Genomic DNA, 26,256 nt, shown 5'->3' with positions numbered 1-26,256 from the left:
ACTATATGCGGTTGCTTTATCGTCAATAAACGATGCGCGCCATGATTGTGCCAGTGAGATTGCCGGGGTGCTATTTCCATGAAAAGGCTTTGTTTTCGTTCTTTTTATTTGTGGCTTAAAGAATAATAGGCTATTATTAATGTAGTTTCGCACAACAATTCTATTGCAAAAGATCATGATAGTTGTTAAGTGCGGTCATAAAAGAGCTAGGTAGAGTTCTGAGATACGCAATCCCGACTTCAGATGTGTCATCGATGCCGAAAGTTGCGGAAAAACAAAAACATAAGAAGTAAAAAAAGGAAAACCGATGGAAAATCTGGATACGCACGACGAAAGCGCAGAACTGCTTCTGAGCCTGACCGCGGATGTTGTCGCTGCTTATGTTGGCAATAATTCGATTCGTGCGGGCGAGCTGCCGCTGTTGATTGCTGATGTTCATGCCGCTTTCAAGCGTCACGTGGAACGTGAAGAAGCGCCGGTTGTTGTTGAAAAGCCGAAGCCAGCCGTCAATCCGAAGAAGTCGGTTCATGACGACTACATCATCTGCCTCGAAGACGGCAAGAAGTTCAAGTCGCTCAAGCGTCACCTGATGACCCATTACAACATGACCCCGGAACAGTACCGCGAAAAGTGGGATCTCGATCCTAACTACCCGATGGTTGCTCCGAACTATGCTGCCGCTCGTTCGCGTCTGGCAAAGAAGATGGGCCTCGGCCGCAAGCCGAAGGGCGCTTAATCAGCGATCCTGACGGCGCATCGCGAAGACCGTGAAGCGGTTTTCGGATATTAATGTGCCTGAAGCAAAAATATGGAGCGTGCCCTGACCTGCCATGAGCAGGCCCGGGCGCGCTCTTTGTGTTTTAGCACTGTGCTTCTCGTATTTGAGCTTTCGATTTGGACGCGACAAAGATTGTTTTATATCGAGATGGGCTTTTGCTTGTGATTGCTATCAGGCGCGGTCGTTCGAATGCGTCGGCGTTGACTATAACTCTTTCGCGGGCCGCGTATATGTGCAGCAACATCACGATCGGCTTTGCCTTCCAACCTGTCGAGCGCCTGTTTTAAGGCAATGTGGCGGTTGAGATCATAACTCCAGTGACCACTGGTGCCCTTGAGGCGTTCGCGTTCGATCAGTCGCGTGAGGCGGCGCGCTGCTTGCTGCTTTTCCGTCTCCGATGCCTGCACCAGCCAGTCGATATCGATTCCCGCCACGATTTGCAGGGCCACGCGCTGCATGGCGCTCATCCGGTCTTGCTCCCGTTCGGCGAGAAAGATTCTGCGGGCCTGTTCCAGCGCTGTTTTCATACGCCTTGTCCTCGTTTGTCGATACAAACAGGATCGGCGATTTCTGTATGGTGTGGATAATATTCCTAAAATCTGTGAATCTGTTTGACGGGCGGAGGGACGGTCGGTTTACTCTCGGTGTCGCCGATCTTGCGGATGGCTGTTGAAAAACGCTCTCTAAAGCAAATAGTTAGAGAAACCCTTGGGGTGGGCGGTCAGGTGGCTCAAGCCAAAGCGCCAGAAGCGTCATCCTCCAACGCGGTGCCGGACACTCCAAACTTTATCCCGCAAACTTATCCTCCCTTGCAATTTTCTCATTATAAGAAGATATTCCTATTCAGATGAGGGAAGATGAATGTCTTTGGAACTAACGGATGTCATTCATACGCGGGCAGATGCTTTTGATGCTTTGCGGTTGATCGCGGCACGACATGGGAGGCCCCTTCTTCTCGACCCCGTTGAGGGATTGCCAGATCGAAAGCGGCAGGAATACAGCGTCCAATTGTGCGAAACGCTGATTGATCTCCTCGTGGCGTCGTTCGGTGTGGATGGCAAGGAACTGCGTGCGCCAACCCGGTGCAGGCGCAATGTGGCGCGGGTCAGGCAGATCGGCATGTATGTGGCGCATACGTCCTTCGGTCTGGCCATGCGGGAGGTGGCCACCGGCTTTGCGCGGGATCGCACAACGGTGATGCATGCCTGCCATCTCGTGGAAGATATGCGCGATGATGTCGATTTCGACGCCATCGTGACCGCCTTTGAGCGCATCGTGAATTCGGCTTTTTCAACCTGGAGGATGGCGGCATGACCACACAGATCTCGACGTCCGAAATGCGCGTGATGCGGTTCCTCAAAACAGGTGCTTGCGAAATGCAGGATTCGGTTCGCGATTCGCATATGCTGCTGGTTGGCGAGCAGGGGACGATTGCGGTTGCCCGCGATGAAGTCGCCGCCATGTGCGGCGAAGGTTTGCTGCGGATGGACGGTCAGAAGCTGGCGCTCTCCGGTAATGGGCGTAGGCGCACGCAATCGACCAAAATCGCGCCGCCTGAGCCAGATCATGGCGGCGGGCGGGTGACGGCGCTGATTGAACTGGCATCGGGGGAGAAGGTCGAGGTCAATCTGGCGGAATCGCCGCTGGCCATGCTCTATCGCCGTAAAGGTCCTGACGGCAATGCCTTCATTTCGGAGGATGAGTTCCACGCAGGAGAACGCTTGCGGGCGGATTTCACGCGGGGTTCGCTGATGCCGTCGATCACGTCGCGCTGGGATATCAGCGTTGGCGGCGGCGGGCGCGGTGGGGCAGGCGGCATGGCGGAACTGACCGACATCGCACTTGCGAGCCGAATGCGGGTGGAGCGGGCGCTGGAGGCGGTCGGGCCGGAATTAAGCCGCGTGCTGGTCGATGTTTGCTGTTTCCTGAAAGGGCTGGAGCGGGTGGAGCGCGAGCGTCAATGGCCGGTGCGTTCCGCCAAGGTCATGCTGAAAGCGGGCCTCGCCATGCTGCACCGGCACTATAATCCGCCACGTGACAGTGATCGTCGCCGGGGCGTGGTGCTGCATTGGGGGGCGGATGACTACCGCCCCGCAGCGCGGCCCCAGATGCGTTGAGGCCGCACTCGGCAGTCAAACGGCCTTGCCTTTCTTTGCGAGGGACCCAGCGATAATCAGCTTTTGAATATCGCTGGTTCCCTCGTAGATGCGGCAGATCCGGGCATCGCGATAAATGCGTTCGACGGCGAAATCCTTGAGATAACCATAGCCGCCGTGCACCTGGATCGCTTCAGAGGCGACTTTTTCAGCAATCTCGGAGGCAAACAGTTTCGCCATGGCGGCTTCCGTCTTGCAGGGCTGACCTGCATCACGCAGCCTTGCGACATAATGCAGATAGCTGCGCGCCACTTCGATTTGCGTGTGCATTTCTGCCAGCCGGAAACCGACTGCCTGATGTTCGATGATGGCTTTGCCGAATGTCTGCCGTTCCAGCGCATAGGCATGGGCATGGTCGAAGGCCGCCTGCGCCAGCCCAAGCGACTGCGCCGCGATGCCAAGGCGTCCGAGTTCCAGCGTGCTCATCGCCAGAGCATAGCCGCCGCCGACTTCACCCAGCACATGGTCGTCGGCAACGAAGACATCGTCAAGCTGCACCTGACAGGTTTCCGAGGCCGCAAGGCCGAGCTTGTCTTCGATGCGAACGCAGACATAACCGGGCGCGGTCGGGGAGACCAGAAACGCGGTGATGCGGCGGCGCGGGTCATCGCTCTCGGTTGCCGCAAATATGATGGCGATATCGGCGGATTTGCCATTCGACATGAACTGTTTTGCGCCGGTGAGGCGAAAGCCGCCATCGACCCGGACCGCCTTGGTACGGATCGCAAAGGCATTGGACCCTGCTTCCGGTTCGGTCAGGCCAAAAGCACCGTTGAAGCGACCTTCCGCCAGCGGACGCAGATAAAGTTCCTTCTGCCGATCGCTCCCATGTACGCGCAAGGGAGTCGAAATGAGACCATTGTGCAGCGCCATCATCGCGCCGATGCTGCCATCGGCGGCGGCGATTTCTTCCAGCGCCAGAACATAGCTCAGATGGTCGGTTGCAACGCCGCCCCATTCCTCGGAAACCAGCATGCCGAGAAAACCCAGCTCTCCCAGTTCCTGCATTTCGGTGCGCGGAAAATAATGGTGCTCACGGTCGCGCATGGCTGCGGTTGGGGCCAGTTTTTCACGGGCGAAGCTGCGCGCACTGTCACGGATCATCCGTTGTTCGTCGGTCAGCAGGCAATCATGCGTCATGGTTGGGTTCCTTCAGAAGCTGCTGCGGTTGCAATGTCAGGCCGTGCAACACGCCGTCGCGCACGAGGCTTTCGATATCGTCGGCAGTAAGTTCCAGTTTTTCCTGCAATATGTCGGTGGCATGCGCGCCCAGTGCGGGTGGCGGTGTCGGGGCGGGGCAATCCATGCCGGAAAACTTGGCCGGCTGGCGCAGAACGCGCACCGGGCCGCTGGCGGACGTGACTTCCGGCAGGAGACCACGCGCGCGCACCTGTTCGCTGGCGGTTGCATCGGAGACAGAAAGCACCGGCGAGCAGGGCACGTCATGGGCCTGCAAGGCGTCGATCACCTGTTCGACACCCATTGCCGTGCTCCATGCTTCGATGATGGCCTTCAGCTCGGCATGGTTTTCGTTGCGTGCGGTTGCCGTGGCAAAGCGTTCGTCGGTCGCAAGCTGGGGTTCGCCCAAAGCTTCGGCCAGACCGGCAAATTGCTTCGAACTCAAAACGGCAATCGTCAGATAGCCGTCCGCTGCCGCAAAGACACCGAATGGCGCGCTCAAAGGATGGCGATTCCCGACCCGCTTCGGCGATTTGCTGCCATAAAGCTGCTGGGTCAGCGCCGCAGGCAGAAGATTGAACAGGCAATCATACATGGCGACATCGACAAACTGGCCCTTGCCGGTTCGTTCGCGGGCAAGAAGTGCGGCCAGCGCCGACCAGGACGCAAAAAGCCCGGCGGTCAGATCGGCAACGGATTCGCCGGTCATCATCGGCGGGCCATCCGGTTCGCCGGAAATATCCATGAAGCCGGTTACCGCCTGCACGACGAGATCATATGCAGGCAGATTGCCCATCGGGCTTTGCTGGCCGAAGCCGGAAATCGCCACATGGATGAGGCGCGGATTGTTTTTGGCAAGCTCGGCAAACCCGAGCCCCAGCCGGTCCATCACGCCGGGGCGAAAATTCTCCACGATGATATCGGTATTCTTTGCCAGTTGGCGGACAATATCCCGCCCGCGTTCCTTGCGCAGATCAATGGAGATGCTCTTCTTGTTGCGGTTCATCAGCAGGAACAGCCCACCGCCGTCGGTTGTGCCCGGCGTGATGTGCCGGTAATCGTCGCCTTCCGGACTTTCGATCTTGATGACTTCCGCGCCCAGATCGCCAAGCAAGGCCGTACAAAACGGCCCGGCCAGAACGCGCGTGAAATCCAAAACGCGAATCCCGTCGAGGCACGGCGCCCTTTCGTTGAACATGTTCGTATCCCCTTATTGTTTAATTTAAGGGGAGGCTAAACGCAGTTCAGTATCGGAAAAAGAATTGAAATCGAGCAGTCATTATAGGAAAATCCTCTAATGATATCGCTTCGTCAACTCCACTATTTCGTCACTGCCGCCGAGGCTGGCAGCGCAACGGGCGCTGCCGAAAAGCTCAATGTTTCGCAGCCCTCCATATCGGCGGCAATCCGCGATCTGGAACATGATCTGGGGCAACCGCTTTTCGAGCGGCGGCAGGCTAGGGGCTGGAGCTGACGCCTTTCGGCAGTCGCAAGCTGCAAGAGGCGCGGCTGCTTCTGGCTGGCGCGGAAGATTTTGCTCTATCGGGCAAGGGTGAGGGTGCGGCACGGTTGACGCTCGGTTATTTCAGCACGCTGGGGCCGGTCTGTGTTCCGGGCATATTGGGCCATTTGAAACAGGCGTTTCCCGATATGCGCGTGAAGCTGCGCGAGTTCGATCTGGAAGGCATGGCGCGGGCGCTGGAAAAAGGCATTGTCGATCTCGGCATTACCTATGATGTCGGTCTGCCGGAGACAGTCACATGGGAAACCATGCTGTCTTACGCACCGCATGCGGTCGTTCCGCCGGACAATCCATTGGCCGCGAAGCAGAGCGTGACGCTGGCGGAACTGGCGCGCTATCCGTTCATTCTTGTCGATCTGCCGCTCAGCCGCGAATTTCTGCTGGTGCCATTTTGGCAGCAGGGTCTGTCGCCGAATATCGTGCTGCGGACCACCTCGGTGGAGATGGTGCGCGGCATGGTGGCGAATGGTCTCGGCGTGTCGCTGCTTTTCACGCGGCCCGGCCACGATTTCAGCCATGATGGACGAAAAGTCGTGTGCCTGCCGATTGAGGATGAAACGCTGCGCCAGCGTCTGGTGCTGGCCTATCCGACCAGTGGTCCAACCACGCAAACGGGGAGGGAAGCGCTGCCCGCAATCCGCGACTGTTTTGCCGCACGGTCATTTCAGGCGGGGCCAGATACCCCCGATTGACAGTGACCGAACACCACCTTATCGCAAGGGAAAAGCCGGTGTGACCGGGCGGGGAAATTGGGGAGAATTTGCATGTCGTCGAATGTCCGGGATCGGCTGGAAACTATTCTGACGCGGCTTGAGGCCCGCCGCGATCATGAGCGTGTTTTCAGCAAGGTTTATGCGGAGCGGGCGCGGGCGGAAGCAGATGCCGCTGATGCACGGCTTGGAGCAGGGCAGGCCCTTGGTCCGCTGGATGGCCGCATTGTCTCGATCAAGGATCTCTTCGATGTCGCGGGCGAACCGACGCTGGCCGGGTCTGTGGTTCGGCGCACAGCCGCACCTGCGGTCCAGGATGCGACCATCGTGCAGCGGCTGCGCGAGGCGGGAGCGGTGATCGTCGGCAAGACGCATATGACTGAATTTGCTTTCACGCCAGTCGGTCTCAACCCGCATTATGGGGAGCCGGGCAATGCCGTCGATCCGACGCGCATTCCGGGTGGGTCGTCGTCGGGCGCAGCGGTCTCGGCAGCGGAAGGCACCAGCGAAATCGCCATCGGGTCGGATACGGGCGGTTCGGTGCGCATTCCCGCGGCGCTGAACGGCATTGTCGGTTTCAAGCCGACGGCGCGGCGCATTCCGTTGGATGGCGCTTTTCCGCTGGCGCCTTCGCTTGATTCCATTGGGCCGCTCACCAGGACGGTGGCGGATGCCATTTTGACCGATGCCGTGATGGCGGGCGAAACACCGATTCTGCCGGATGCGGTGCCGCTTTCCAGCCTGCGGATCGCCGTGCCGAGGGGCTATTTGCTGGACGCCATGGAGCCGGATGTGGCTGCGCATTTCGGGGCGTCGCTGGCGGTGCTTGAAAAGGCAGGCGTAAAGCTTGTCGATATCATGCTGGACGATTTGATCCAGCGCTGGCGAGAGGCAAGCAGCTCCGGGTCGATTGTCGGCATCGAGGCCAGCCGCATTCATGCCGACACTTGGCTGCGCGACCCCGACGCCAATGTCGATCTGCGGGTGAAGCGCCCGCTATCGGTGCGCCTGCACGTGCCGGATGAAACCTATCGCGCCATGGTGGAAACCCGAAATCAGCTGATCCGCGAGATGGATGAGCGGTTGAATGGCTTCGATGCATTCGCCACGCCCGCCACACCGATTGTCGCGCCGACGATTGCTTCGGTCAGTCACGACGAGGACGAATATGATCGTGTGGAAGGTCTGACGCTACGCGATACGCAGGTCGGCAATCAGTTCGATCTGTGCAGCATCACGCTGCCTATGCCGGACATGAAGCTGCCGACAGGCCTGATGCTGACCGCACGCGGCGACACCGACAAAAACCTGCTTGCAGCTGCTCTGTCGGTGGAAAAGGTACTAGGCTGAGAGCTTGGCCGCTTCCGCTTCACGGCGGATGCGGGCGACCATGGCGCGCAGACCGTTTGAGCGCTGTGGGGTCAGATGCTCGTCAAGGCCAAGCGTTTTCAGCACACTTTCCGGCTCGATGGCGAGAATTTCCGAGGCGCGTTTGCCGGAATAGAGCGCCAGAACGATGGCGACCAGACCACGCACGATATGCGCATCGGAATCGCCCAGAAATTCGATCACCGGATCTGCGCCGCTATGCGGCATGGTCTTGAGCCAGACCTGACTGACGCAGCCCTGAACCTTATGTTCTGCATCGCGCGCGTCATCTGGATAGGGCGACAGTTCCTTGCCGAGATCGATGACATAGCGATAGCGATCTTCCCAGTCGTCGAGAAATTCGAAGTCGGACATGATGCTATCGATTGTGGTCGTCATGATACTCGCCTGAAATGCCGTCTTTGGGGTGTTGTGCCGCTTATATAGTCATGAATGGTGGTAAGGTCACGGGAAAGATCAGTGTTTTGCAGGGATCGCGCCAGTCGTCCGGCGATCCAGTGCCCGCAAGGCTGCCGCACGAGAGGTCGGGATCGGGATATTGATCAAACCGCTTGTTTGAGGAGCGGCTTGCTCGGACAGGATTTCGGAGACTGTCGTTTCGGGTTTTTCAGCGACGGCTACGGGTTGCGGGTCAGCAGGCGTTTCGCTTTTGTTGCCGAAACGCTGGCTCAGATAATCGAGCATCTGGCCGCTGCCCTTGAGCAAACCGCTGCCCGCACTTGAAATCATCGACGTGCCATTCTCGCAGAAACTCGGATTGTTCATGCAGAGTTTGCCGATCTCAATCGCCGTTTTGCCATTGGCCAAAAGCTGATCCACGGTACTCGGCTCGCCACGCGTCTCAGCGATGGCAGCGGGCTTTTCGGCACTTTTGTTTTCCTGTTCCGCTGGGAAAAAGCGCGGCATTACAATGAATGCCAGCGACAGCCAGATAGCGGATTTGATGAGGAAACGGATCATGGCCTTGTTGCTGTTGCTCGCCTTCAGCTAATCGAACGATGTCGCCAATGTCCGATGAAATCGAAAAGATTCCGTAACCGCGCGATTCGCAATTCTGTGATGTGCGCAGTGGTAGGCGGAAGATTGTGCAATCTTCGCGCTTTCGTACAAGCAATCGCTACCCTCTGTTTACCATAGGTCGAAAAGCACGGCTCCCGCGATGCTTATCTGCATTCATGGGCCTCGTTTTATCGTTTCCTTAAAGCCTCACCTGCAATCTGAAGATCGCCGGGAATGTTCTTTTCCGAATGTTTCGGGCGGATGAGTATGTGTATGAGTTTGAGTGAGTAGCGCACGTTGAACGCCATTCTTTTGAAAGCAGCTAAGACCGTTCGCACTGGTGTGCAGACGCTCGGCCGTTTTTACGAACGTTTTTGCCGCCGCTGGGTGAACACGCCCGACGCGACGGCTATGCGTGTTGTCGGTTCGGTCGTTGTTGTGCCGCTGCTGCTTGTTGCTGCCGTTCTGGCTTCCGGTCTCGCATCCGGGCCGACTGAATTTGCCATTCTCGCCGCCAGCTTCGCCGGTATGGCGATGATTTTCTGCGCTCTCTCACTGATGGGATTGAGCGCCGCTCTCCTCGGAACATTGAATTTTGTCGCCTATGGCGCGGGACTTGCCGCCATTGGCATGGTCTCCAGTAGCGATGCCGCTCTGTGGCTGATGGCGGCTGCCTTGCCGCTGGAAATCTGGCTTGTCAGCCGCAAGCCTGCTGCCGCAATTGCTGGCGCTGTTGCAGCACTTGCCATTGTCGGCGCTTTTGCGATGACAAACGGCGGCGTGATTGCCGGTGGTTCGCTGGCCTCCGTCACAGTGCTGGTTCTTTATGCGGCAAGCCTTGTCGCGCGCAGCGTGGGTCTGGCCGTCAAGCCACAGAACAATGAAACCGCCATGCCGCAGGTTGCTATTGCCGAGGGCGACGTGCAGTTCGTACTGGATGCAGAAGGCGTCATCGCATCGGTCGGCGACAAGACCGCAAAGCTTCTCGGCATGCAGCCAAAAATGCTGGAAACGACCGCTCTGGTCGACCGCGTCCATGTTGCCGACCGCGTGCAATATCTCTCGCTTCTGGCCGATCTGCGTTCGGGGATTGCATCGAAACGTGTCGATATCCGTCTGCGCTCCATCGAAGCTGGAAGCCCGGTTTTCCGTGCCTATCGTCTGGAAGGGCTGACTGCCGCTGGCGTAATCACGCTGGTCGGTCGGTCGCTGGAAGGCGAACAAAAGCTTCTGGATGAAATCGCAACCTTGAAGGCGGAGCTGGAATCGGAGCGCGTCGGCAAGGGCCGTCTGCTCGCCTCGGTCAGCCACGAACTGCGCACGCCGCTCAATTCCATCATCGGTTTCTCCGACATGCTGTCGCATGGGGTGGGTGGTCAGCTCGCCAATGAAAAGCAGCGCGAATATGCGGGCCTGATCCATCAGTCGGGGCATTATCTGCTGGAGTTGGTGAATGCGGTTCTCGACAATTCGCGGCTGGAAACCGGCACTTACGGGATTGCGCCGCAGAACTTTGCCTTCCGCGACGTGGCCGAAATGTGCACCTCGGTCATGCTGCCGCAGGCGGAAAAGAAGGGCGTTGCCTTCTGCCATCGCGTCGGCAACGGCGTTGGCGAACTGATGGCCGACCGTCGCGCGGTGCAGCAGATCCTGCTCAATCTGGCGGCCAATGCCGTGAAGTTCACCGAGACCGGCGGTTGCGTCACCATTGACGCCGCCCGTGTGGTGGCTGACGGTCGCGCTATGCTGGAAATCAGCGTTTCGGACACCGGCATCGGTATCGAGCCGGAAGATTTGCAGCGCATCGGCATGCCTTTTGTGCGCGCCGATAACAGCTATACGCGCGCTCAGGAAGGAAGTGGCCTTGGACTATCCGTGGTCAAGGGCCTCGTGGAATTGCATCAGGGATCGATGAACCTCAAGAGCTGTCCCGGCGAAGGCACGGTTGTGACCGTCCGTCTTCCGGTGACAGGTCCGCAATATCTCGCGGGAGATGACGAACAACAGGAACTTGGCACGGTGATCGATATGCACCGTCACCAGGGAGAAAGGCGCAATGACTGGCAGAACGACGAAGACCGGGAGCAGAACCCAGAGCGGATCGCAGAACCGCTCCACACGCAGACCCGCAAAACAGCGTAGTCTGGGGACACGGCTCCTCCAATTCTTCTTCAACTCGGCCTCGGCACTGGCGATCGTTGCCGGTGACTTTGTCGTGCGCAATCCGGTTCTGACCGGCGGAGCGACGGCCTTTCTCGTGGTAATGAGTTTCGTGTCGGCCAATGCGCTCTGGTATCAGCCGGAGGCGCATAATGCCGTGTTCTTCCGTACGAGACCTGATTTCGTTTTCAAGCCGACGCCACGCGCCGTTCTGCCCGGCACCGCCGCCGCCAGTCAGCAGGAAACAAAGCCAGTAGAAACGGCAACGGCTGACCCGCAGGCAACGGGCAAGACGACCACGCAGGGCGTGAGCGATGCCGACCTTTCGGCAGATCGCATGCCGGTCACGGCCACCGACGATATGCTGCCTGCGCTTGCGCCGAATGCCGATCTGGAGATTGCCCGTCTGCAACAGCGTCTTTCCATGCTTGGCGTCTATAAAGGCCCGGTGGATGGCTTTACCGGCCCGCAGACCCGCGAGGCTGTGGATCGCTGGCGCGCCTTGCAGCAGAAACTGGGCGTGCAGCAGGCCAGCGTTCCGGCGCAGGTCGAAAGCCCGGCGCCTGCGCAACAGGATGAGGTCGCCAAGGCTATCGAAGTCGTGGCTGTGCCGACGCCGCGCCCGCAACTATCCGCACAACCGGCTGTGTTGAAAAGCGAGACGCCGGCCAAGCCGAAGCCTGATCTTGCCGCCTATCAAAAGCCGGTTCAGAAGAGCGAACCGGCTGGCGCACCGGCAGGTCCGGCGGGGAAAATCTCTTCGCAGGATATCATCCGCGTGCAGGCCGGGCTGAAGGCTTTCGGCAATGATATGGTGCCGGTCAATGGCCAGCCGGGCAAGGCGACGGAATCAGCCATTCGCGAGTTCCAGAAGCTGTTCGGCATGCGCCAGACAGGCGAAATCGATTCCACGCTCATTGCCAAGATGCGTGAAATCGGGCTCATCAGCTAGAAGCATTTCCAGCAAAAGTGCGAAGCGGTTTTGCGTCGGATAATGCGAAAGAAAAGTAGTTACGCGGCCATGCGACTGACATCGGATTTCTGGGTTTCCGCATTGATCCGCCGAGTGCAGGGTGAGGGTGGCTTTGCCTATCTCGCCCGGCGCGGTTCGACGGAAGCAGGCGCGATATTCATCAAGGTCAGTTCGCGTTTCGGCACATGCGATCTTTATTCGCCTGCGCCGCAGACGTCCTATGAAGAAGACAATGATGGCGAGCGCAAGTTTCTGCGCATTCTCCACGATGCCGACGACATAGCGGCAGGCGACAGGATGCAGCGGGAAATCCGTTTTGATCCGGACCTGTGGCTGGTCGAACTGGAAGATGTGACCGACGCGTCTCTGTTCTTCACTATCGCGCAGGACGGCGAGACGTTCTGAACTTTACTTGGCGAACCTGCTATCCGCAGCCGGTCCATCGCTGTTGGCGGCCTCGGCCAGCGGTTCATCATCATGAGCCATTTCACGCAATTTACTGCGCAGCATGGCCGACATATCCTCGGCTTTCCAGCGGCGCACCAGCGCCATGGCTTTTTCCCGATCGATGGAACGGTAGATTTGCACGAATTCGCGCAGCCCGTCGCGATCGGTGTCGATGGTTCCCAGAACAGCGGTCATCACCAGAAAGCATTCGGCGGCGGGGAGGCCAAGCGCCTTCAAAGCAATCGGCAGATGCGACTCCGGCCATCTGCCGATGACGGCGTCAGCACGCTCGAACGACAGGTCGAGCGCATCGGCAAGCGCGTTGCGGAAAAACTGGCTGTCGATCAAAAGCGCCGTTTCGATCAGGCGGTCAGAGCCGATCAAGGTTCCCGCATTGAAGAAGGGCTGTTGCAGCGTGCGCGCGAGACGTTCCGAGCTGCCGCCGCTCATCAGCGGCGCTTTCGCTGCCGACAGATCGGGTATTTGCGGCTTTTCAAGCGGCTCGGCTTCGATATTCGCGAGATTGTCCTGCAGCGTCAGCGTGCGGTCGATCACCGGATCGGCGAAGCTGCGCAACACGCCTTGCAGCAGAATATCGCCGGACTGACGGCGGGCAATGGCGCGGGCATGGGCAAGCCCGTTCTGGCCGATGAGATCGATCAGGTCGCCCGGACGCAATAGCGGCGAACGCAGGAGAATGGGGGCCGAGATTTCCACCGGCTCGGCGGCAAGCGCGAGAATGATGCGGCGCGGGGCTTCTTCCAACTGGGCAAGGGCATTGGCTGCGTGACGCTTGCCGCGCGTGGTCGCGCACTGCAAAAGCGGCGTGACCAGATCTTCCAGCTGTTGCATGTCCTGACGACCGGGGCGCGTGATACCGGCGAACGCAGAAATCGCGGCCGCCAGAAGGTCGTCCGCTTTGCTCCCCGCTTTTGAATTCGACGGGCTCCGGTTGCCTGAAATTTCCTCCAGGGCGCGGAACTGATCATTTGTCACGCAGAATACTCCGGTAGGCATACACTCGCTGCCATCAAAGGTCCCCGCAATGGTCAGCACACCGGATAATAGGCATGAAGCCTTAGCAACTCATTAACCGTGCCGCAGAAGATCTGGATGCCTTTAGCTGCCCTCGAAGGGCGCGCACTGGGCGTCATCGAAGAAGCGTTGCACCTCTTTCTTCCAGGTCGCGTCGGGCATGAAAACACGCAACACGGCAGCCCCTTCGCCAATGTTCTGCTCGACGGCCAGAGATTGCGCATCAATCTGCGACCCGTCCGCCTTGAGGCTCGCCATGCCGACGGGATCGGCGATGATGAGATCAAGCTTGCGCTCATTGGAGACGTTATCGTTGATGCTGTAGAGATTGTCGCCATTCGGCGCATAGACCGACAAGGACCAGTAGGGGACAATGCCCGCCGTGGTCATATGAACCGGCCCGTCGGCCAGATCGAAACGGCAGGTCGCTTCCTTGACCAGCGGGTCGCTGTCGCCGACCGGGCCTTTGTTCTCGTCGAGAGCGAAGAAACGATAGGGCGTGGTGGCGCTTTCGATACGCGCCCACGCATTCGTGTCGGAATAGACCGGGACCAGCAACAGCACACAGATATGGACGATGGCTGCGCCGACGAGGCCGAGCAGGATGAGACGGATGATCCTACCCATGGCAGTCGTCCCCCGTGCGCACGAGTACAGGCATGACGAGATCGGACAGGCCCGACGAGCTTGCGGCGGGCGTGTCGTAAAGCGTCATGACGAGAATAAGGCCTCCACGGCCTTCCACCGGCAGCCAGTTGCCGGGGCGGGCATCGGGCCCAATGGTGATGGAAACACTGCCGTCGCTTTCATAGAGGACTTCTCTTGAATGAAGCGCTGCTTGCAGGCCGTCACGCGGCTTGATCGGAGTGAGGTTGGGCGTGGCCGGATAGATCGTCCAGAAACGGGCTGGCGGCGTGGCTCCGGTCAGGCGATAGGTGCAGCCGCGTTGCAAGTCGCGTCCGCTGCTGTCGCGGCGCGCAAAGAAGGGCAGCCCCTCTGCGGCGCCAAGCGCCAGATAGGCCTTGCGGGCGGCGCGGGCGCGCGAGTAGGGATCGGCATTCGCCGTCCCATCGTCGGGAAATGCGGTCCAGGCACCAACCTGCAATTCTCCAAAACCGTTGAAACGGTCGAGGATGAAATGGACGCTGAATATGCCCCCGCCGAGCGCAAGCGCCAGTACAAAAGCAGCTTTGAGAATGGTTTTAAGCATATATCCTCAAAGCACCGAAATCTTGGTCCGCTCGGCAATTTTCGGCAGAGGCGGTGCGGCCATGAAACGGTCGTGCAACTCCTTGAGAACCTTGGTTGCCATCGGAGAAAGAACCCGTGGCGGCGCTGCCATGGTTTCTTCCGGCTTGGCGTTGGCCACCTGTGGCGCAGGGTTTTTCGGCTGGGCGGGGAAAGGCGGCGTGACGCCGGGTATCGGCTTCAGTTCGACGTTTTGATGCGCATAGGACATCATGCGCTGCCATGCCATGGCAGGCAGAATGCCGCCGGTCAAATCCTTCATCGGCGTGAAATTGTCATTGCCGAACCAGACCGCCGCCGTGAAATTGCCGGTGAAGCCGACAAACCAGGCATCGCGATAGTTCTGCGTCGTGCCGGTCTTGCCGCCCACGCGGGTCATGGGCAGCGCGGCGCGACGGCCCGTCCCGCGCTCCGGCACCTGAACCAGCATCGAGTTCATCTCGAAAGCGGCCTTTTCAGACAGAGCGCGGTGCGGCTTTGGCGCATCGCGGGTGAAATCCCACAATACACGACCGTCCGAAGAAACGATCTGCGTGAAGGCGTGACGATTGCCCGCCATGCCACCATTCGGAAACACATTGAAGCCGGTGGCCTGATCCATCACCGTCATTTCGGATGTGCCAAGCACCATCGTCTTGTGCGAGGAGATCGGCGATTCCACACCCATCGCCTTGGTCAAGGCGACAATCGGTGCCGTGGTCAGATAATCCTTGGCGAGGCGCACCGGCACGCTGTTCAGCGAGCGCACGAGTGCCGTCGTCAGGTCGACCCGACCCGCGAAGCTGCGGCCATAATTGCGCGGCGACCAGTTGCCCCAGCTGACGGGCGCATCGGAGACGATGGTTTTGGGCGTCAGACCCTTTTCCATTGCTGCCGCATAGACATAAGGCTTGAAGGACGAGCCCGCCTGACGCAGCGCACGGGTAGCGCGGTTGAACTGGCTTTCGCCATAGTCGCGCCCGCCGACAAGCGCCCGCACCGAGCCGTCATTGGCGAGAACCACAGTTGCGGCCTCCGCAACATTATAGTCCTTGCCATATTGGCGCAGGTGATATTCGAGCGATTCCTCCGCTGCCCGCTGGATATTGCTGTCCAGCGTGGTGCGCACGATCAGCGTGTGCTGCGGCATCTGGCCTGCCACGCGCTTCACCTCATCGAAGGCCCAGTCGAGGAAATAGTCCGGGCTTTCATTCTTGGCGCGGTCGATGACACTCGCCGGATGACGGCGGGCGACGGCGACCTGACCTTCGCTCAGAAAACCGCTTTCCACCATATTGGACAAGACGACATTGGCGCGTGCGCGTGCAGCGGGCAGATTGACATGTGGCGCGAATTTGGCCGGTGCCTTGAACAGACCCGCCAGCATGGCGGCTTCCGCGAGCGAGACATCCTTGATGTTCTTGCCGAAATAGAATTCGGACGCGGCTGCAATACCGAATGTGCCGCCGCCCATATAGGCGCGGTCGAGATAGAGCTGAAGGATTTCCTTCTTGCTCAGATTGCTTTCCAGCCAGAGCGCCAGAAAGGCTTCCTTGATCTTGCGTTCCAGCGTTCGTTCGTTGGAGAGAAACAGGTTTTTTGCAAGCTGCTGGGTAATCGTCGAGCCGCCCTGCACAACGCCATTGGCGCGCATGTTCTGGCTGAGCGCACGGCTGAGGCCCCAGAAATCGATGCCATAATGGTCGAAGAAGCGCCGGTCTTCGGTGCCCAGTACCGCCTTGATGACATGATCCGGCAATTCATCGATGGGCACGGCCTGACGGTGGAGAATGCCGCGCTGGCCGATTTCATTGCCGTAACGGTCAAGGAAAGTGACGGCATAATCGTCCTGCGCGCGCCAGTCTTTCTTGGTTTCCTCAAAAGCGGGCAGCGCCAGCATCAAAAGCACGACAGAACCCGCGACGCCGAGCGTAAAACCCTCGTCCAGAACCTCGACGACAAAGCGCCGGAAACCGCGCACACGAAAACGGCGCGAAAAGATGGTTATGTTTTCCCACCATTCGCCGAGACGGAAATGCAGATTGTACAGGCCTGAATCAATCCAGGCGTCGAGTCCAATCAGGCGCGAAACCCGGAAGGGTTTCCGCTGCTTTTTTTCCGGAATCTTTGTCTGCCGTATGACGCATAAACTCTGACTTCGGCACTAGAGAATTGGGAAATGCACTGAACTTGCTCTTTTATTATAGCAAACTAATAGGCCAGGAGCCTAGTGGGTGGAAGTTGACGATTGGTTGCCAAAGGAGGGAGGAGCAAATTTTTAATGGCAATCGTGAAAAAGCAGCAGAAACATAATGTTGCCCGCTATTTTATAATTCGGCGCTTTGAGCTGAGGGTGAAGCGGATGTTCCGGGCAGATGTTATTTTCAAGTATATGCTTAAATATGGAATTTGCAGCCCATATCATAAAACAGGAAAATATTCGTTAAATAGGAAAAAAGTCCTTGACTGCGTAACGGTGCTTTGGTAGTCATTCGGTACGGTCGAAGAAGTGTAACCGCAGTCGCTGACTGCGGGATTAACTTGTCGAACCAAACATGTTCATAACCCCGAAGGCGCTCGCGCTTCCGGGGTTTTTATGAGCACAGGTGCCGCAGTTGGATATCACGACAAGACAGGCGTGGCGGATTTTGCTTGGTGGTGGTTGGCATCTCTTTATCCCGCTTTACGTTTTTTGCTTCCGTGCCGCTGCAAGCCGCGCTGATGGCGCTTGGTTCGCATAATGCTGCGGGCGTACGGGAAAACGACGTTGCTGGGCATTCAGCAGGCGCATTAAGCGTACGGGTTTATGCACCGAGTAACGGTCTAAGAAACCCCGCACATGCTGCTCGGAATTCCCTGTGACAACAACTAGCTCAATTTCGAATAGACTGTCGGTCTTCGTTCCGGCGGACGGTGCTGCCTTGGATGGGCATAAAGCCAAGGCTTTCAGCGCTGCAGGGGTGCTTTCGGGCAGAATTCTCGCCTTCCTTACTACCTAACGTTATCGCAGAACTCCCAGCGCACGACCCGCCGCAGCCATTTGCGTGTGCCCTGTTCTCCTCGACGAGAAGAGGCGCGCGGTTGTCTATAAGCCTCACAACAAGATTGGAGGTCGTTATGAGCACCCTGAACGACACTTTTTTTGCGTCCGACATCGCCTGGCTGTGGTTCTCCAAGGTGGCAGGTTCAATTGCAGGCGCGATTATATCTCTTTTCTATATGCCGCCGCATGGCAGACGAGAGGCGGCGGCCCGCTTCGTGGTCGGCATTATCTGCGGCATAGTTTTCGGTGGCGCTGCAAGCGTCAAGATCACGAAAGCGTTAGCGCTTGAAGCGGTACTTGGACGAACGGAACTAATGCTCATAGGATCGACTTCGGCGAGCCTTGCCTCCTGGTCGGCTCTTGGGGTGTGTAAGCGTTTCAGCGAACGACTTAAAAATGCGGCCCTACCGGGCATTTTACCTTCTGCAAGGAGCTCCAATGGGGAAGCCGGATGTTCGAAGCCAAACGCTCATCGCTAAGGCTGGATGATGTGAGATCGACCGCGGCTTTTTTGGGCTACAAAACATTTCTGGCTTAGACGGCGAGGGGTGAGTGAGCGTGGCGCTTTCAGCTTAGCTCTGCGCTAACGCGCAATATGCACATTACGTTCTCGCAATCGCTCTCGCTCGACTAAAATCCGTTCTCACCTATTTGGCGGCACGGGCGGGTTGATGCCGACAACTCGCTTGGCGAAGACATTCCGCTCGGCGAGGAACGCGAACATTACGCAGTTGAGATTTGGCAAAATGGCGTTTCGGTTCGTAGCGAACAGGTCGCTGTACCGTCCTGGACCTATGCCAAGGTAATTCGCGCCGCCGACGTCGACGCGGATGCGTTCCAGTCGGTGTAGCGATGGTCAGCACGAAATCGACGCTGGTGATACGGCTATACTCAATCTGGCGGCTGGCCTATAATTTCTGGAGAAACGACGTGACGGACTACAAATCCTAGTATTTTCCCCGCACGGTCAGGTCCCGATAATTAAGGGGCTGGCGGGCGCTATCGGGAGTGCGGACGGCATCTAGATCCCGAAGCACTAACAGATGTTTTACTGCAACTGGCGGCTGCAATCGCTGGAATTGTTACGATTTTTGGCGGTATCAGGGCAACATCGCGCATTTCATAATTTCACAAAGCGTGATAGCTAAGGGAAAATATTCTTTAAGATCTATAGCGGGAACAGGCTGTTCATGCATCGTTCAGCTGTCGCGCGCTATACAAGGCGGCATGATGAAAAAGAACTCTGCACTCAAAGTTTTCGCGCTTCTCGCGGTGAGTTTTGGCTTGTTGCCCGTCGGCGGCATTGCCGATGCTGGCGCCATGCCGATTGCTGCGCCGCAGACCTCCAATCTTCTGATCGCCGCTGCCAGCGACTGCGCCGCCGTGGGCGAACAGGTTGCGGCCAAACAGGGCGGACAGCTCGCCAAGGCCACCCCTTCCACCCAGAACGGTGCGCCGGTTTGCGTTGTCGTCGTGCTGGTCCCCGGTCGCGACGGTGAACGTCCGCGTCGCGTCGAAGTGGCTGTGCCCAATCGATAAAATTCCCGGCATGGGTTTTAGAGCCGGTTTGCGTTGTAAGAAGCAGACCGGCTTTTGCGTTGCATCTGATCCTTTGAAGGGAGACAGCCCGCTTGCGTATCCTGATTGTTGAGGACGACAAGGACCTGAACCGGCAACTTTCCGATGCGATGGTTGCCGCCGGTTATGTGGTCGATAGCGCCTATGACGGCGAAGAAGGTCATTTTCTGGGCGATACGGAACCCTATGATGCAGTGATTCTCGATATCGGACTGCCGCGTATTGACGGCATCAGCGTCGTGGAACGCTGGCGTCGGAACGGCCGTGCCATGCCTGTGCTCATGCTGACCGCCCGTGATCGCTGGAGCGACAAGGTTGCCGGTATCGATGCCGGTGCGGATGATTATGTCGCCAAGCCTTTTCATATCGAGGAAGTTTTGGCGCGGCTTCGTGCGCTCATTCGTCGTGCTGCCGGTCATGCCTCGTCGGAAATCGTCTGCGGTCCATTGCATCTCGACACCAAGACCTCCAAGGCCAGTGTTGACGGCGTGTCGCTGAAGCTGACCTCGCATGAATACCGGCTTTTGTCCTATCTCATGCATCATATGGACGAAGTGGTTTCCCGCACGGAACTGGTGGAGCATCTCTACGATCAGGATTTCGATCGCGATTCCAATACGATTGAAGTCTTCGTCGGACGCCTGCGCAAGAAGATGGGTGTCGATCTGATCGAGACCGTGCGCGGCATGGGTTATCGTATGCGCTCCGATACCGGAGCTGAACCGAAGGGGAACGACAACTGAAGCGTTTTCGCGTCATCCCATCGCTTCGCTCTCTCGCCGTTCGCGTCGTCACATTGTCGACGTTGTGGGTGATTGCCGCGCTGGTGGTGGTCGCGACCCTCATCGGCTCGCTTTATAGCGATGCCGCCCGCAGCAATTTCGAACGGCTTCTGACAGCACATCTATTCAGCCTTGTTGGCGCTGTCAGTGTATCGACGGAAGGCGTGCTTCAAGGACGTCCCGAACTGGGTGAACTGCGCTATTCAAGCCCGCTTTCCGGCTGGTACTGGTCGGTGGACCCGCTCGCACCCAATGTTAGCGGCAAGCTGGAATCGCCCTCGCTGATTGGGCGCATTGTCCCGGAAATGCCGATCACGCAGGCGCCTTTCGACAGTTCCTTCATGCGCAGCTATTCTTTGCCGGGACTCAATGGCGAAGAGCTTTTCATCGTCGAAACGGAAGTCGTGCTGGATAATGCGGGCCGGGTGGCCCGCTTCCGCGTGATGGGCAATCTCAGCGAAGTCATGAACGAGATTTCCGATTTCAGGACGAAGCTTGCCGCCTATCTTGCGGTGTTCGGTATCGGCAGCATCCTCATCAATGCAGCCATCATCCTGTTCGGCCTGCGCCCGCTCGACAAGGTGCGTCAGGCACTCACCGATATTCGCGAGGGGCGTTCATCCAAGCTCGATGCCTCACTGCCGATGGAAATTGCGCCGCTTGCCCGCGAAATGAATGCGTTGATCGAAAACAACCGCCGAATCGTCGAGCGGTCGAGAACGCAGGTCGGCAACCTCGCTCATTCGCTCAAGACGCCGCTGTCCGTGCTGGTCAATGAAGGCCGCGCCATCGGCGGCGATCAGGGCCGCGTCGTGCAGGAGCAGAGCGAGGCCATGCAGGTGCAGATCCAGCATTATCTGCAACGTGCGCGCATAGCGGCGCAACGGGACAGTGTGGTTTTCCGCACCTCTGTCGCGCCGGTGATGGAGCGCATGCAACGGGTGACCGCCAAGCTTAACCCTGCACTGCATGTCAGCTTGCGCAATGATCTCCCGCACGCGATCTTCGCCGGTGAAAAGGAAGACCTTGAGGAAATCATCGGCAACCTGCTTGAAAATGCCGGAAAATGGGCAAGCCGTCGGGTGAATATCACCGTTGGGGCAGCAATGGGCGGGCAACGGCAGTTTGAAATCGTAATCGAGGATGACGGGCCGGGACTTGAGGACGACAAGATCGAGGCCGCATTGAAACGCGGCAGCCGCGTGGACGAAACCAAGCCGGGCACAGGTCTGGGGCTTGCCATCGTGCAGGATACCGTTCGTGAATATGGCGGCCAGTTGCATCTCGACCGCAGCCCGCTCGGGGGCCTGCGTGTTCGCAGTGTGTTGCCGCTTGCCGAAGATTAAGGTTGTCTTTTAGGCTGAAACGGCGTCTTTGCTTTTTAGCATTTCCGTATGCAAAACAGGCTCACATTTTTGCGGGAAATGCTCTAAGAAATTGAAATTACAAGATCGCATGATGCGATAATATGCAAGCTCATTGGTTCATGAGGGCCGGTTTGTTATGATGATGGAATTGAGGTTTTCTTCTCCGGTTCTGGTCGTTCCGACCATGGTTGCGCTGTCGCTGGCCTTGGCGGCATGTGGCACATCGGGTGGTGGCAGAGGGCTGACATCGCTTGGCGGATCGTCGTCATCTGCAAAGCCGGAATCGAGCCTGCTCGCATCGCTGGGCAACGGCCTGCTTGGCAATGCGGCAAACCAGCTGAGCGCGGGCGACCGCAAAAAAGCGCTGGAAGCCGAATATCGTGCGCTTGAATATTCGCCAGCCGGCAAAGCCGTTTCCTGGAGCGGCGGTTCGAACTCCGGTGATGTCACTGCGGCACAGCCTTATCAGGTCGGCTCGCAGAATTGCCGCCAATATTCGCACACCTTCGATATTGGCGGTTCGCAGCAGACCGTGCGCGGCACCGCCTGCCGCAACACGGACGGCAGCTGGACGCCGCTGACCTGATCAACTCACGGGCGGCCTTTGCGGCGAATTGCCCTAGGCGGCCAGTTGTGGCAGGTAGAGGTTGGTTTTTCCCATGCCTACGCTTAAGTCGTAGCCATGGGATTTTGGTTGATTGCAGCATTATTGACGTTAGCAGCCACTTTGGCTGTCTTGTTGCCTCTAACGCGGCGCAAGCAGGCTTTTTTGCCTGCCGAAAAGAACGACCTTGAAGTTTATCGCGATCAACTGCGCGAGGTCGAATCCGATGCCGCGCGCGGCATGATCGACCCGCAAAGCGCCGAACAGGCGCGAATTGAAATTTCCCGTCGCATTCTGAGTGCTGAAAAGGTAAGTCAGGACGCTGTGAGCGCAGCGCAGGCCACAAAGTCGGGCCGCGTTCTGGCCTTGGTTGCCGTGCTGGCGGTCCCATTGATCGCCTGGGGCGTCTATCCGCTTTTTGGCAAGCCGGACGTGCCATCCATGCCGCTTGCGGACCGTCTCTCCGATAATCCTGATCGCGGTTCCGTTGATGAACTGATCGCGCGGGCCGAAGCGCATCTGGCGAAAAATCCCGACGATGCGCGCGGCTGGGATGTGCTGGCGCCGATTTATATGCGTCTTGGCCGTCCAGCGGATGCGGTGAATGCCTATCGTTCTTCCATGCGCATTGACGGCGAAAATTTCCCGCGCTTGCTGGGTCTGGCCGAAGGGCTTGCCGCAGTTTCCGGCGGCACGATCACCGCCGAGGCAGAAACGTTTCTGAACAAAGCTGTCGCGCTCGATCCGAACGATCCGCGTCCGCAATTCTATCTTGCGCAAGGCGAGATGCAGGACGGTCGCCCCGATGCCGCCGCCGCCCGTCTCAAGACCCTTCTGGACAAGGCGCCAGCTGATGCCCCCTGGCGTGGTCAGGTCGAACAGGCCATTGCGCGGCTAAGCAATCCTTCGGCCAACCAGCCGACAGAGCAAAAAGGCCCGTCATCCGACGATATCGAAGCGGCTTCGTCCCTGTCGGCGGAAGACCGTCAGACGATGATCGAGGGCATGGTTCAACGTCTTGATGAAAGTCTTCGCCAGAATAGCGGGGATGTCGAAGGCTGGAAGCGTCTCGTGCGCTCCTATATGATCCTGCATCGCCGCGATGCGGCGCTTGATGCCCTGAACCGGGGCATGACCGCCCTTGCGGAAGAACAGCGGACCGAACTTCGCAGTTTTGCATCCGGCTTGGGTCTAGAGGCACAGAAATGAGCGCGACCGCAGAAGAAAACGCACGCAAGCCGAAACCTGCTGGCAGTCTTGCCCGGACAATCGGCCAGAGAAAACGCAAGCGCCTGATGTTGATCGGCGGTGCGCTGGCGGTTCTGGCCGTGGCGGTTGGCTTGATGCTGATGGCCTTCAATCAGGACATCCGTTTCTTTCGCACGCCCGCTGATCTGACGGAACAGGAATTGACGTCCGGTTCTCGTTTTCGTCTGGGTGGTCTGGTCGAGGAAGGCTCGGTCAGCCGAGAAGGCAGCGAGCTGCGCTTCACCGTCACCGATACGATCAAGACCGTGAAAGTGGTGTTCGAAGGCATTCCGCCCGACCTGTTCCGTGAAGGGCAGGGTGTGGTGGCCGAAGGACGTTTCGGACAAGATGGCGTGTTTCGCGCCGACAATGTGCTTGCCAAGCATGACGAGAACTATGTTCCCAAGGATCTTGCCGATAGCCTGAAGGCCAAAGGCGTGTGGGAAGGTAAATAATTATGCCGGGAGACTGCCTATGAGTGTCGAGATCGGCCATTTTGCTCTGGTGCTGGCGCTGGCTCTGTCGATCGTTCAGTCGGTCGTGCCGGTGATCGGCGCCCGCCGACGCGACACGCAGCTCATGTCGGTGGCCGTGCCAACGGCGCTTGCGGTTTTTGCGCTTGTCGTCCTGTCCTCAGCGGTGCTGGTCCATGCCTATGTCGTGTCCGATTTCTCGGTCCTGAACGTTGTCGAAAACTCGCATTCGCAAAAGCCGCTTCTCTATAAGATCACCGGCGTCTGGGGGAACCATGAAGGCTCCATGCTGTTGTGGGTGTTCATCCTGACGCTTTTCAGCGCGCTGGTCGCGGCATTTTCCGGCAATCTGCCTGAAACATTGCGTGCTAATGTGCTGGCCGTGCAGGGCTGGATCGCTGTGGCTTTTCTGGCCTTCATCATCTTCACGTCGAACCCGTTCACGCGCATCCTTCCGGCCCCGATGGAAGGCGGCGATCTCAATCCGATCTTGCAGGATATCGGCCTCGCCATTCATCCGCCGCTACTTTATCTCGGCTATGTCGGTTTTTCCGTCTGCTTCTCCTTTGCTGTCGCCGCCCTTCTGGAAGGTCGTCTTGATGCAGCCTGGGCGCGCTGGGTGCGGCCATGGACGCTGGTGGCATGGGTGTTCCTGACCGGCGGCATCGCAATGGGTTCCTACTGGGCCTATTACGAGCTCGGCTGGGGCGGCTGGTGGTTCTGGGACCCGGTCGAAAACGCATCCTTCATGCCATGGCTGGTCGGCACCGCCTTGCTGCATTCCGCGCTGGTCATGGAAAAGCGCTCGGCGCTGAAAATCTGGACGGTCCTGCTGGCGATCCTGACCTTCTCGCTATCGCTGCTCGGAACCTTCCTCGTGCGTTCCGGCGTGCTGACCTCGGTGCATAGTTTCGCGACCGATCCGGGGCGCGGGCTTTTCATTCTGGCCATTCTCGCCATTTTTATCGGCGGTTCCCTGTCGCTGTTCGCGCTTCGCGTCCAGAGCCTCACCGCTGGCGGCATTTTCCATCCGATTTCGCGGGAAGGGGCGCTGGTCTTCAACAACCTGTTCCTGACCACGGCCGCTGCGACCGTTCTGATCGGTACGCTTTACCCGCTGCTGCTGGAAGTCATGACGGGCGAGAAGATTTCCGTCGGCGCGCCGTTCTTCAACATGACCTTCGGTCCGCTAATGATCCCGCTTCTGTTTGCGGTGCCGTTTGGGCCGCTTCTCGCCTGGAAACGCGGCGACCTTTACGGCGTGGCCCAGCGACTGATGACGGCTTTCGCCCTGGCGCTGGTTGTGGCCGGTATCGTGCTTTGGACCACTTCGGCCAAATCGCTGCTTGCGGCTTGCGGCGTCGGTCTCGCCGCCTGGCTGATTTTCGGTAGCCTTACCGATCTGGTACAGAAAGCCGGTATCGGCAAGGTTTCGGCAACGAAGGCCTGGGCGCGTTTCAAGGGGCTGCCGCGCTCCGTTTTCGGAACGGCGCTGGCGCATATCGGTCTTGGCGTGACGCTGCTCGGTATCGTGAGCGTGACGACCTTCGGCACCGAAAACGTGCTCATCATGCGTGCGGGCGATACGGTCAAGGTTCAGGACTACACGTTGCGTTTTGACGGGTTGCGGCCTTTGACGGGTCCGAATTTTACGGAAAATCGCGGTACGTTCACTTTGCTCGATTCCAGTGCGCGCGATCTTGGCCGGATAGAGCCATCCAAGCGCTTCTTCCCGGCACGCCAGATGCCGACGACCGAATCGGGCATTCGCACGCTCTGGTTCAGTCAGGTCTATGTGGCACTGGGCGATGAGCCGGGCGACGGTTCGGTGGTCGTTCGTATCTGGTGGAAACCGCAGGTCACGCTCATTTGGTATGGCGCATTGGTTATGATGCTGGGCGGCCTGTTTTCGCTGGCCGACCGCCGCTTGCGCGTCGGCGCACCTGCCTCCAAGCGAAAGACCTCGTCGCAGGAAGCGGAGGCCGCAGCATGAAGATGCGCAACCTCTTTGCCACGTGTGCCCTTGCCGTTGCTCTGGCCATTCAGGGAACGGCGGCGCTCGCCGTCAACCCGGATGAAGTTCTGCCCGACCCGGCGCTTGAAAAGCGCGCCCGCACCATATCCGGCGAGTTGCGCTGCATGGTGTGCCAGAACGAATCCATCGATGATTCGAATGCCGAGCTTGCCCGCGATCTGCGCCTTCTCGTCCGTGACCGCCTGAAAGCAGGTGATACGGACGATCAGGTGAAGGATTTTGTGGTTGCCCGTTATGGTGAGTTCGTGCTGTTGAAGCCGCGCCTGTCGGCCCGCACGGTTCTGCTCTGGGGATTTCCGGTCATGGTGCTTCTGATCGGCGCGGTGGCGCTCGTCTTCGCGTTTCGGGGGCGACGCAGGCTTGGCGAAGCGGCGCAGCCGCTTTCCGAAAGCGAAAAAGCTGAGCTTTCCCGACTTCTGAATAATAAATAATCCTCTATATTTATGAGCAAGTTTCTACCTTGCGCGCGCTCAACCTTACGAAACTTTCATGTTGCGGAAATTGAGCGGTAAGGTAGCTGTAGCTATCCTGCGCTCTATAAAGGATCTTCA

At 58.4% G+C, this 26,256-nt stretch carries 25 protein-coding genes and 2 pseudogenes; 18 read left to right on the top strand and 9 right to left on the bottom strand.

Features of this window, described 5'->3' with window-relative positions; translation table 11 throughout:
- Positions 1-307 precede the first annotated feature (307 nt).
- Positions 308-736 carry a MucR family transcriptional regulator gene (locus QLQ11_RS05310; RefSeq protein ID WP_109368585.1) on the top strand — a complete coding sequence of 143 codons (429 nt, stop codon included), beginning with the start codon at positions 308-310 and terminating at the stop codon, positions 734-736.
- A 287-nt stretch (positions 737-1,023) separates the two neighbouring features.
- On the opposite strand, the pseudogene QLQ11_RS05305 reads toward QLQ11_RS05310, so the two are convergent.
- Positions 1,024-1,305 (bottom strand): annotated as a pseudogene (locus tag QLQ11_RS05305) (cytoplasmic protein); the annotation flags it as partial.
- A gap of 340 nt (positions 1,306-1,645) precedes the next feature.
- On the opposite strand from QLQ11_RS05305, the gene QLQ11_RS05300 reads away from it, so the two are divergent.
- Positions 1,646-2,092, top strand: a complete 447-nt coding sequence (locus QLQ11_RS05300; protein ID WP_121536280.1) for a helix-turn-helix domain-containing protein — start codon at positions 1,646-1,648, stop codon at positions 2,090-2,092.
- Positions 2,089-2,895, top strand: a complete 807-nt coding sequence (locus tag QLQ11_RS05295; RefSeq protein WP_283736102.1) for a DUF6456 domain-containing protein — start codon at positions 2,089-2,091, stop codon at positions 2,893-2,895. The genes QLQ11_RS05300 and QLQ11_RS05295 overlap by 4 nt, the downstream gene beginning before the upstream one ends.
- Before the next feature lie 15 nt (positions 2,896-2,910).
- Here QLQ11_RS05295 and QLQ11_RS05290 read toward each other — a convergent pair whose 3' ends face one another.
- Positions 2,911-4,074, bottom strand: coding sequence for an acyl-CoA dehydrogenase family protein (locus QLQ11_RS05290; protein WP_121535477.1), 1,164 nt, complete (start codon positions 4,072-4,074; stop codon positions 2,911-2,913).
- Positions 4,064-5,311, bottom strand: a complete 1,248-nt coding sequence (locus tag QLQ11_RS05285; RefSeq protein WP_121535480.1) for a CaiB/BaiF CoA-transferase family protein — start codon at positions 5,309-5,311, stop codon at positions 4,064-4,066. Before QLQ11_RS05285 ends, QLQ11_RS05290 begins: the two co-directional genes overlap by 11 nt.
- A 99-nt stretch (positions 5,312-5,410) precedes the next feature.
- On the opposite strand from QLQ11_RS05285, the gene QLQ11_RS05280 reads away from it, so the two are divergent.
- From QLQ11_RS05280 to QLQ11_RS05270, 3 genes are all read left to right on the top strand, one after another.
- A complete protein-coding gene (locus QLQ11_RS05280) occupies positions 5,411-5,587 on the top strand; it encodes a LysR family transcriptional regulator (RefSeq protein ID WP_371835931.1) in 177 nt (58 codons plus the stop codon).
- Positions 5,578-6,327: a LysR substrate-binding domain-containing protein gene (locus QLQ11_RS05275; RefSeq protein WP_371835945.1), complete on the top strand. Its 750-nt coding sequence runs from the start codon at positions 5,578-5,580 to the stop codon at positions 6,325-6,327. The genes QLQ11_RS05280 and QLQ11_RS05275 overlap by 10 nt, the downstream gene beginning before the upstream one ends.
- Before the next feature lie 72 nt (positions 6,328-6,399).
- A complete protein-coding gene (locus QLQ11_RS05270; protein ID WP_121535486.1) occupies positions 6,400-7,695 on the top strand; it encodes an amidase in 1,296 nt (431 codons plus the stop codon).
- Here the strand turns inward: QLQ11_RS05270 and QLQ11_RS05265 are convergent.
- Together QLQ11_RS05265 and QLQ11_RS05260 are read right to left on the bottom strand one after the other, a co-directional pair.
- Positions 7,687-8,112 carry a SufE family protein gene (locus tag QLQ11_RS05265; protein ID WP_078340179.1) on the bottom strand — a complete coding sequence of 142 codons (426 nt, stop codon included), beginning with the start codon at positions 8,110-8,112 and terminating at the stop codon, positions 7,687-7,689. The genes QLQ11_RS05270 and QLQ11_RS05265 overlap by 9 nt on opposite strands.
- A gap of 78 nt (positions 8,113-8,190) precedes the next feature.
- Complete coding sequence (locus QLQ11_RS05260; RefSeq protein ID WP_121535489.1) at positions 8,191-8,694, bottom strand: hypothetical protein; 504 nt, start codon at positions 8,692-8,694, stop codon at positions 8,191-8,193.
- A gap of 336 nt (positions 8,695-9,030) precedes the next feature.
- Between QLQ11_RS05260 and QLQ11_RS05255 the strand changes: the two genes are divergently transcribed.
- The 3 genes from QLQ11_RS05255 (at position 9,031) to QLQ11_RS05245 (ending at position 12,271) form a co-directional block, all read left to right on the top strand.
- On the top strand, positions 9,031-10,875 hold the full coding sequence (locus QLQ11_RS05255; RefSeq protein WP_121535492.1) for a HAMP domain-containing sensor histidine kinase: 1,845 nt from the start codon (positions 9,031-9,033) through the stop codon (positions 10,873-10,875).
- A complete protein-coding gene (locus tag QLQ11_RS05250) occupies positions 10,790-11,845 on the top strand; it encodes a peptidoglycan-binding protein (protein WP_121535495.1) in 1,056 nt (351 codons plus the stop codon). The genes QLQ11_RS05255 and QLQ11_RS05250 overlap by 86 nt, the downstream gene beginning before the upstream one ends.
- 69 nt (positions 11,846-11,914) lie before the next feature.
- Positions 11,915-12,271, top strand: a complete 357-nt coding sequence (locus QLQ11_RS05245) for a DUF1491 family protein (protein WP_121535498.1) — start codon at positions 11,915-11,917, stop codon at positions 12,269-12,271.
- 3 nt (positions 12,272-12,274) lie between these two features.
- On the opposite strand, the gene QLQ11_RS05240 is transcribed toward QLQ11_RS05245, so the two are convergent.
- The 4 genes and pseudogenes from QLQ11_RS05240 to QLQ11_RS05225 all read right to left on the bottom strand — a co-directional run bounded on the left by QLQ11_RS05240 (position 12,275) and on the right by QLQ11_RS05225 (position 16,722).
- Positions 12,275-13,309, bottom strand: coding sequence for a DUF2336 domain-containing protein (locus QLQ11_RS05240; protein WP_121535501.1), 1,035 nt, complete (start codon positions 13,307-13,309; stop codon positions 12,275-12,277).
- Positions 13,310-13,432: 123 nt separating this feature from the next.
- Positions 13,433-13,975: a hypothetical protein gene (locus QLQ11_RS05235; protein WP_121535504.1), complete on the bottom strand. Its 543-nt coding sequence runs from the start codon at positions 13,973-13,975 to the stop codon at positions 13,433-13,435.
- Positions 13,968-14,558 (bottom strand): DUF1214 domain-containing protein, encoded by a 591-nt coding sequence (locus QLQ11_RS05230; RefSeq protein WP_121535507.1) that lies wholly within the window; start codon positions 14,556-14,558, stop codon positions 13,968-13,970. Before QLQ11_RS05230 ends, QLQ11_RS05235 begins: the two co-directional genes overlap by 8 nt.
- A 6-nt stretch (positions 14,559-14,564) precedes the next feature.
- Positions 14,565-16,722: pseudogene (locus QLQ11_RS05225) on the bottom strand (transglycosylase domain-containing protein).
- A 970-nt stretch (positions 16,723-17,692) separates the two neighbouring features.
- On the opposite strand from QLQ11_RS05225, the gene QLQ11_RS05220 reads away from it, so the two are divergent.
- From QLQ11_RS05220 to QLQ11_RS05180, 9 genes are all read left to right on the top strand, one after another.
- Positions 17,693-18,097 carry a DUF6107 family protein gene (locus QLQ11_RS05220; RefSeq protein ID WP_109368602.1) on the top strand — a complete coding sequence of 135 codons (405 nt, stop codon included), beginning with the start codon at positions 17,693-17,695 and terminating at the stop codon, positions 18,095-18,097.
- 751 nt (positions 18,098-18,848) lie between these two features.
- A complete protein-coding gene (locus QLQ11_RS05215) occupies positions 18,849-19,157 on the top strand; it encodes a hypothetical protein (RefSeq protein WP_109368603.1) in 309 nt (102 codons plus the stop codon).
- 92 nt (positions 19,158-19,249) lie between these two features.
- The gene (locus tag QLQ11_RS05210) at positions 19,250-19,939 is read left to right on the top strand and encodes a response regulator transcription factor (protein WP_109368604.1); all 690 of its coding nucleotides are present in this window, start codon (positions 19,250-19,252) and stop codon (positions 19,937-19,939) included.
- Positions 19,940-19,992: 53 nt separating this feature from the next.
- On the top strand, positions 19,993-21,324 hold the full coding sequence (locus tag QLQ11_RS05205; RefSeq protein ID WP_235858863.1) for an ATP-binding protein: 1,332 nt from the start codon (positions 19,993-19,995) through the stop codon (positions 21,322-21,324).
- 157 nt (positions 21,325-21,481) lie between these two features.
- Positions 21,482-21,931 (top strand): hypothetical protein, encoded by a 450-nt coding sequence (locus QLQ11_RS05200; protein WP_121535510.1) that lies wholly within the window; start codon positions 21,482-21,484, stop codon positions 21,929-21,931.
- Positions 21,932-22,027: 96 nt separating this feature from the next.
- Positions 22,028-23,158, top strand: coding sequence for a c-type cytochrome biogenesis protein CcmI (ccmI, locus tag QLQ11_RS05195; RefSeq protein ID WP_121535513.1), 1,131 nt, complete (start codon positions 22,028-22,030; stop codon positions 23,156-23,158).
- Positions 23,155-23,652, top strand: coding sequence for a cytochrome c maturation protein CcmE (gene ccmE / locus QLQ11_RS05190; RefSeq protein ID WP_109368608.1), 498 nt, complete (start codon positions 23,155-23,157; stop codon positions 23,650-23,652). The genes ccmI and ccmE overlap by 4 nt, the downstream gene beginning before the upstream one ends.
- Positions 23,653-23,671: 19 nt before the next feature.
- Complete coding sequence (locus tag QLQ11_RS05185) at positions 23,672-25,663, top strand: heme lyase CcmF/NrfE family subunit (RefSeq protein WP_121535515.1); 1,992 nt, start codon at positions 23,672-23,674, stop codon at positions 25,661-25,663.
- Positions 25,660-26,136, top strand: coding sequence for a cytochrome c-type biogenesis protein (locus tag QLQ11_RS05180; RefSeq protein ID WP_339439868.1), 477 nt, complete (start codon positions 25,660-25,662; stop codon positions 26,134-26,136). The genes QLQ11_RS05185 and QLQ11_RS05180 overlap by 4 nt, the downstream gene beginning before the upstream one ends.
- The last annotated feature ends 120 nt before the right edge of the window (positions 26,137-26,256 follow it).

This window comes from Ochrobactrum sp. SSR (assembly GCF_030067775.1).
GTDB classification, from domain to species: domain Bacteria; phylum Pseudomonadota; class Alphaproteobacteria; order Rhizobiales; family Rhizobiaceae; genus Brucella; species Brucella teleogrylli.
Note: the sequence above shows the minus strand (reverse complement) of the source record. Positions and strands in the feature narration are given on the sequence as shown.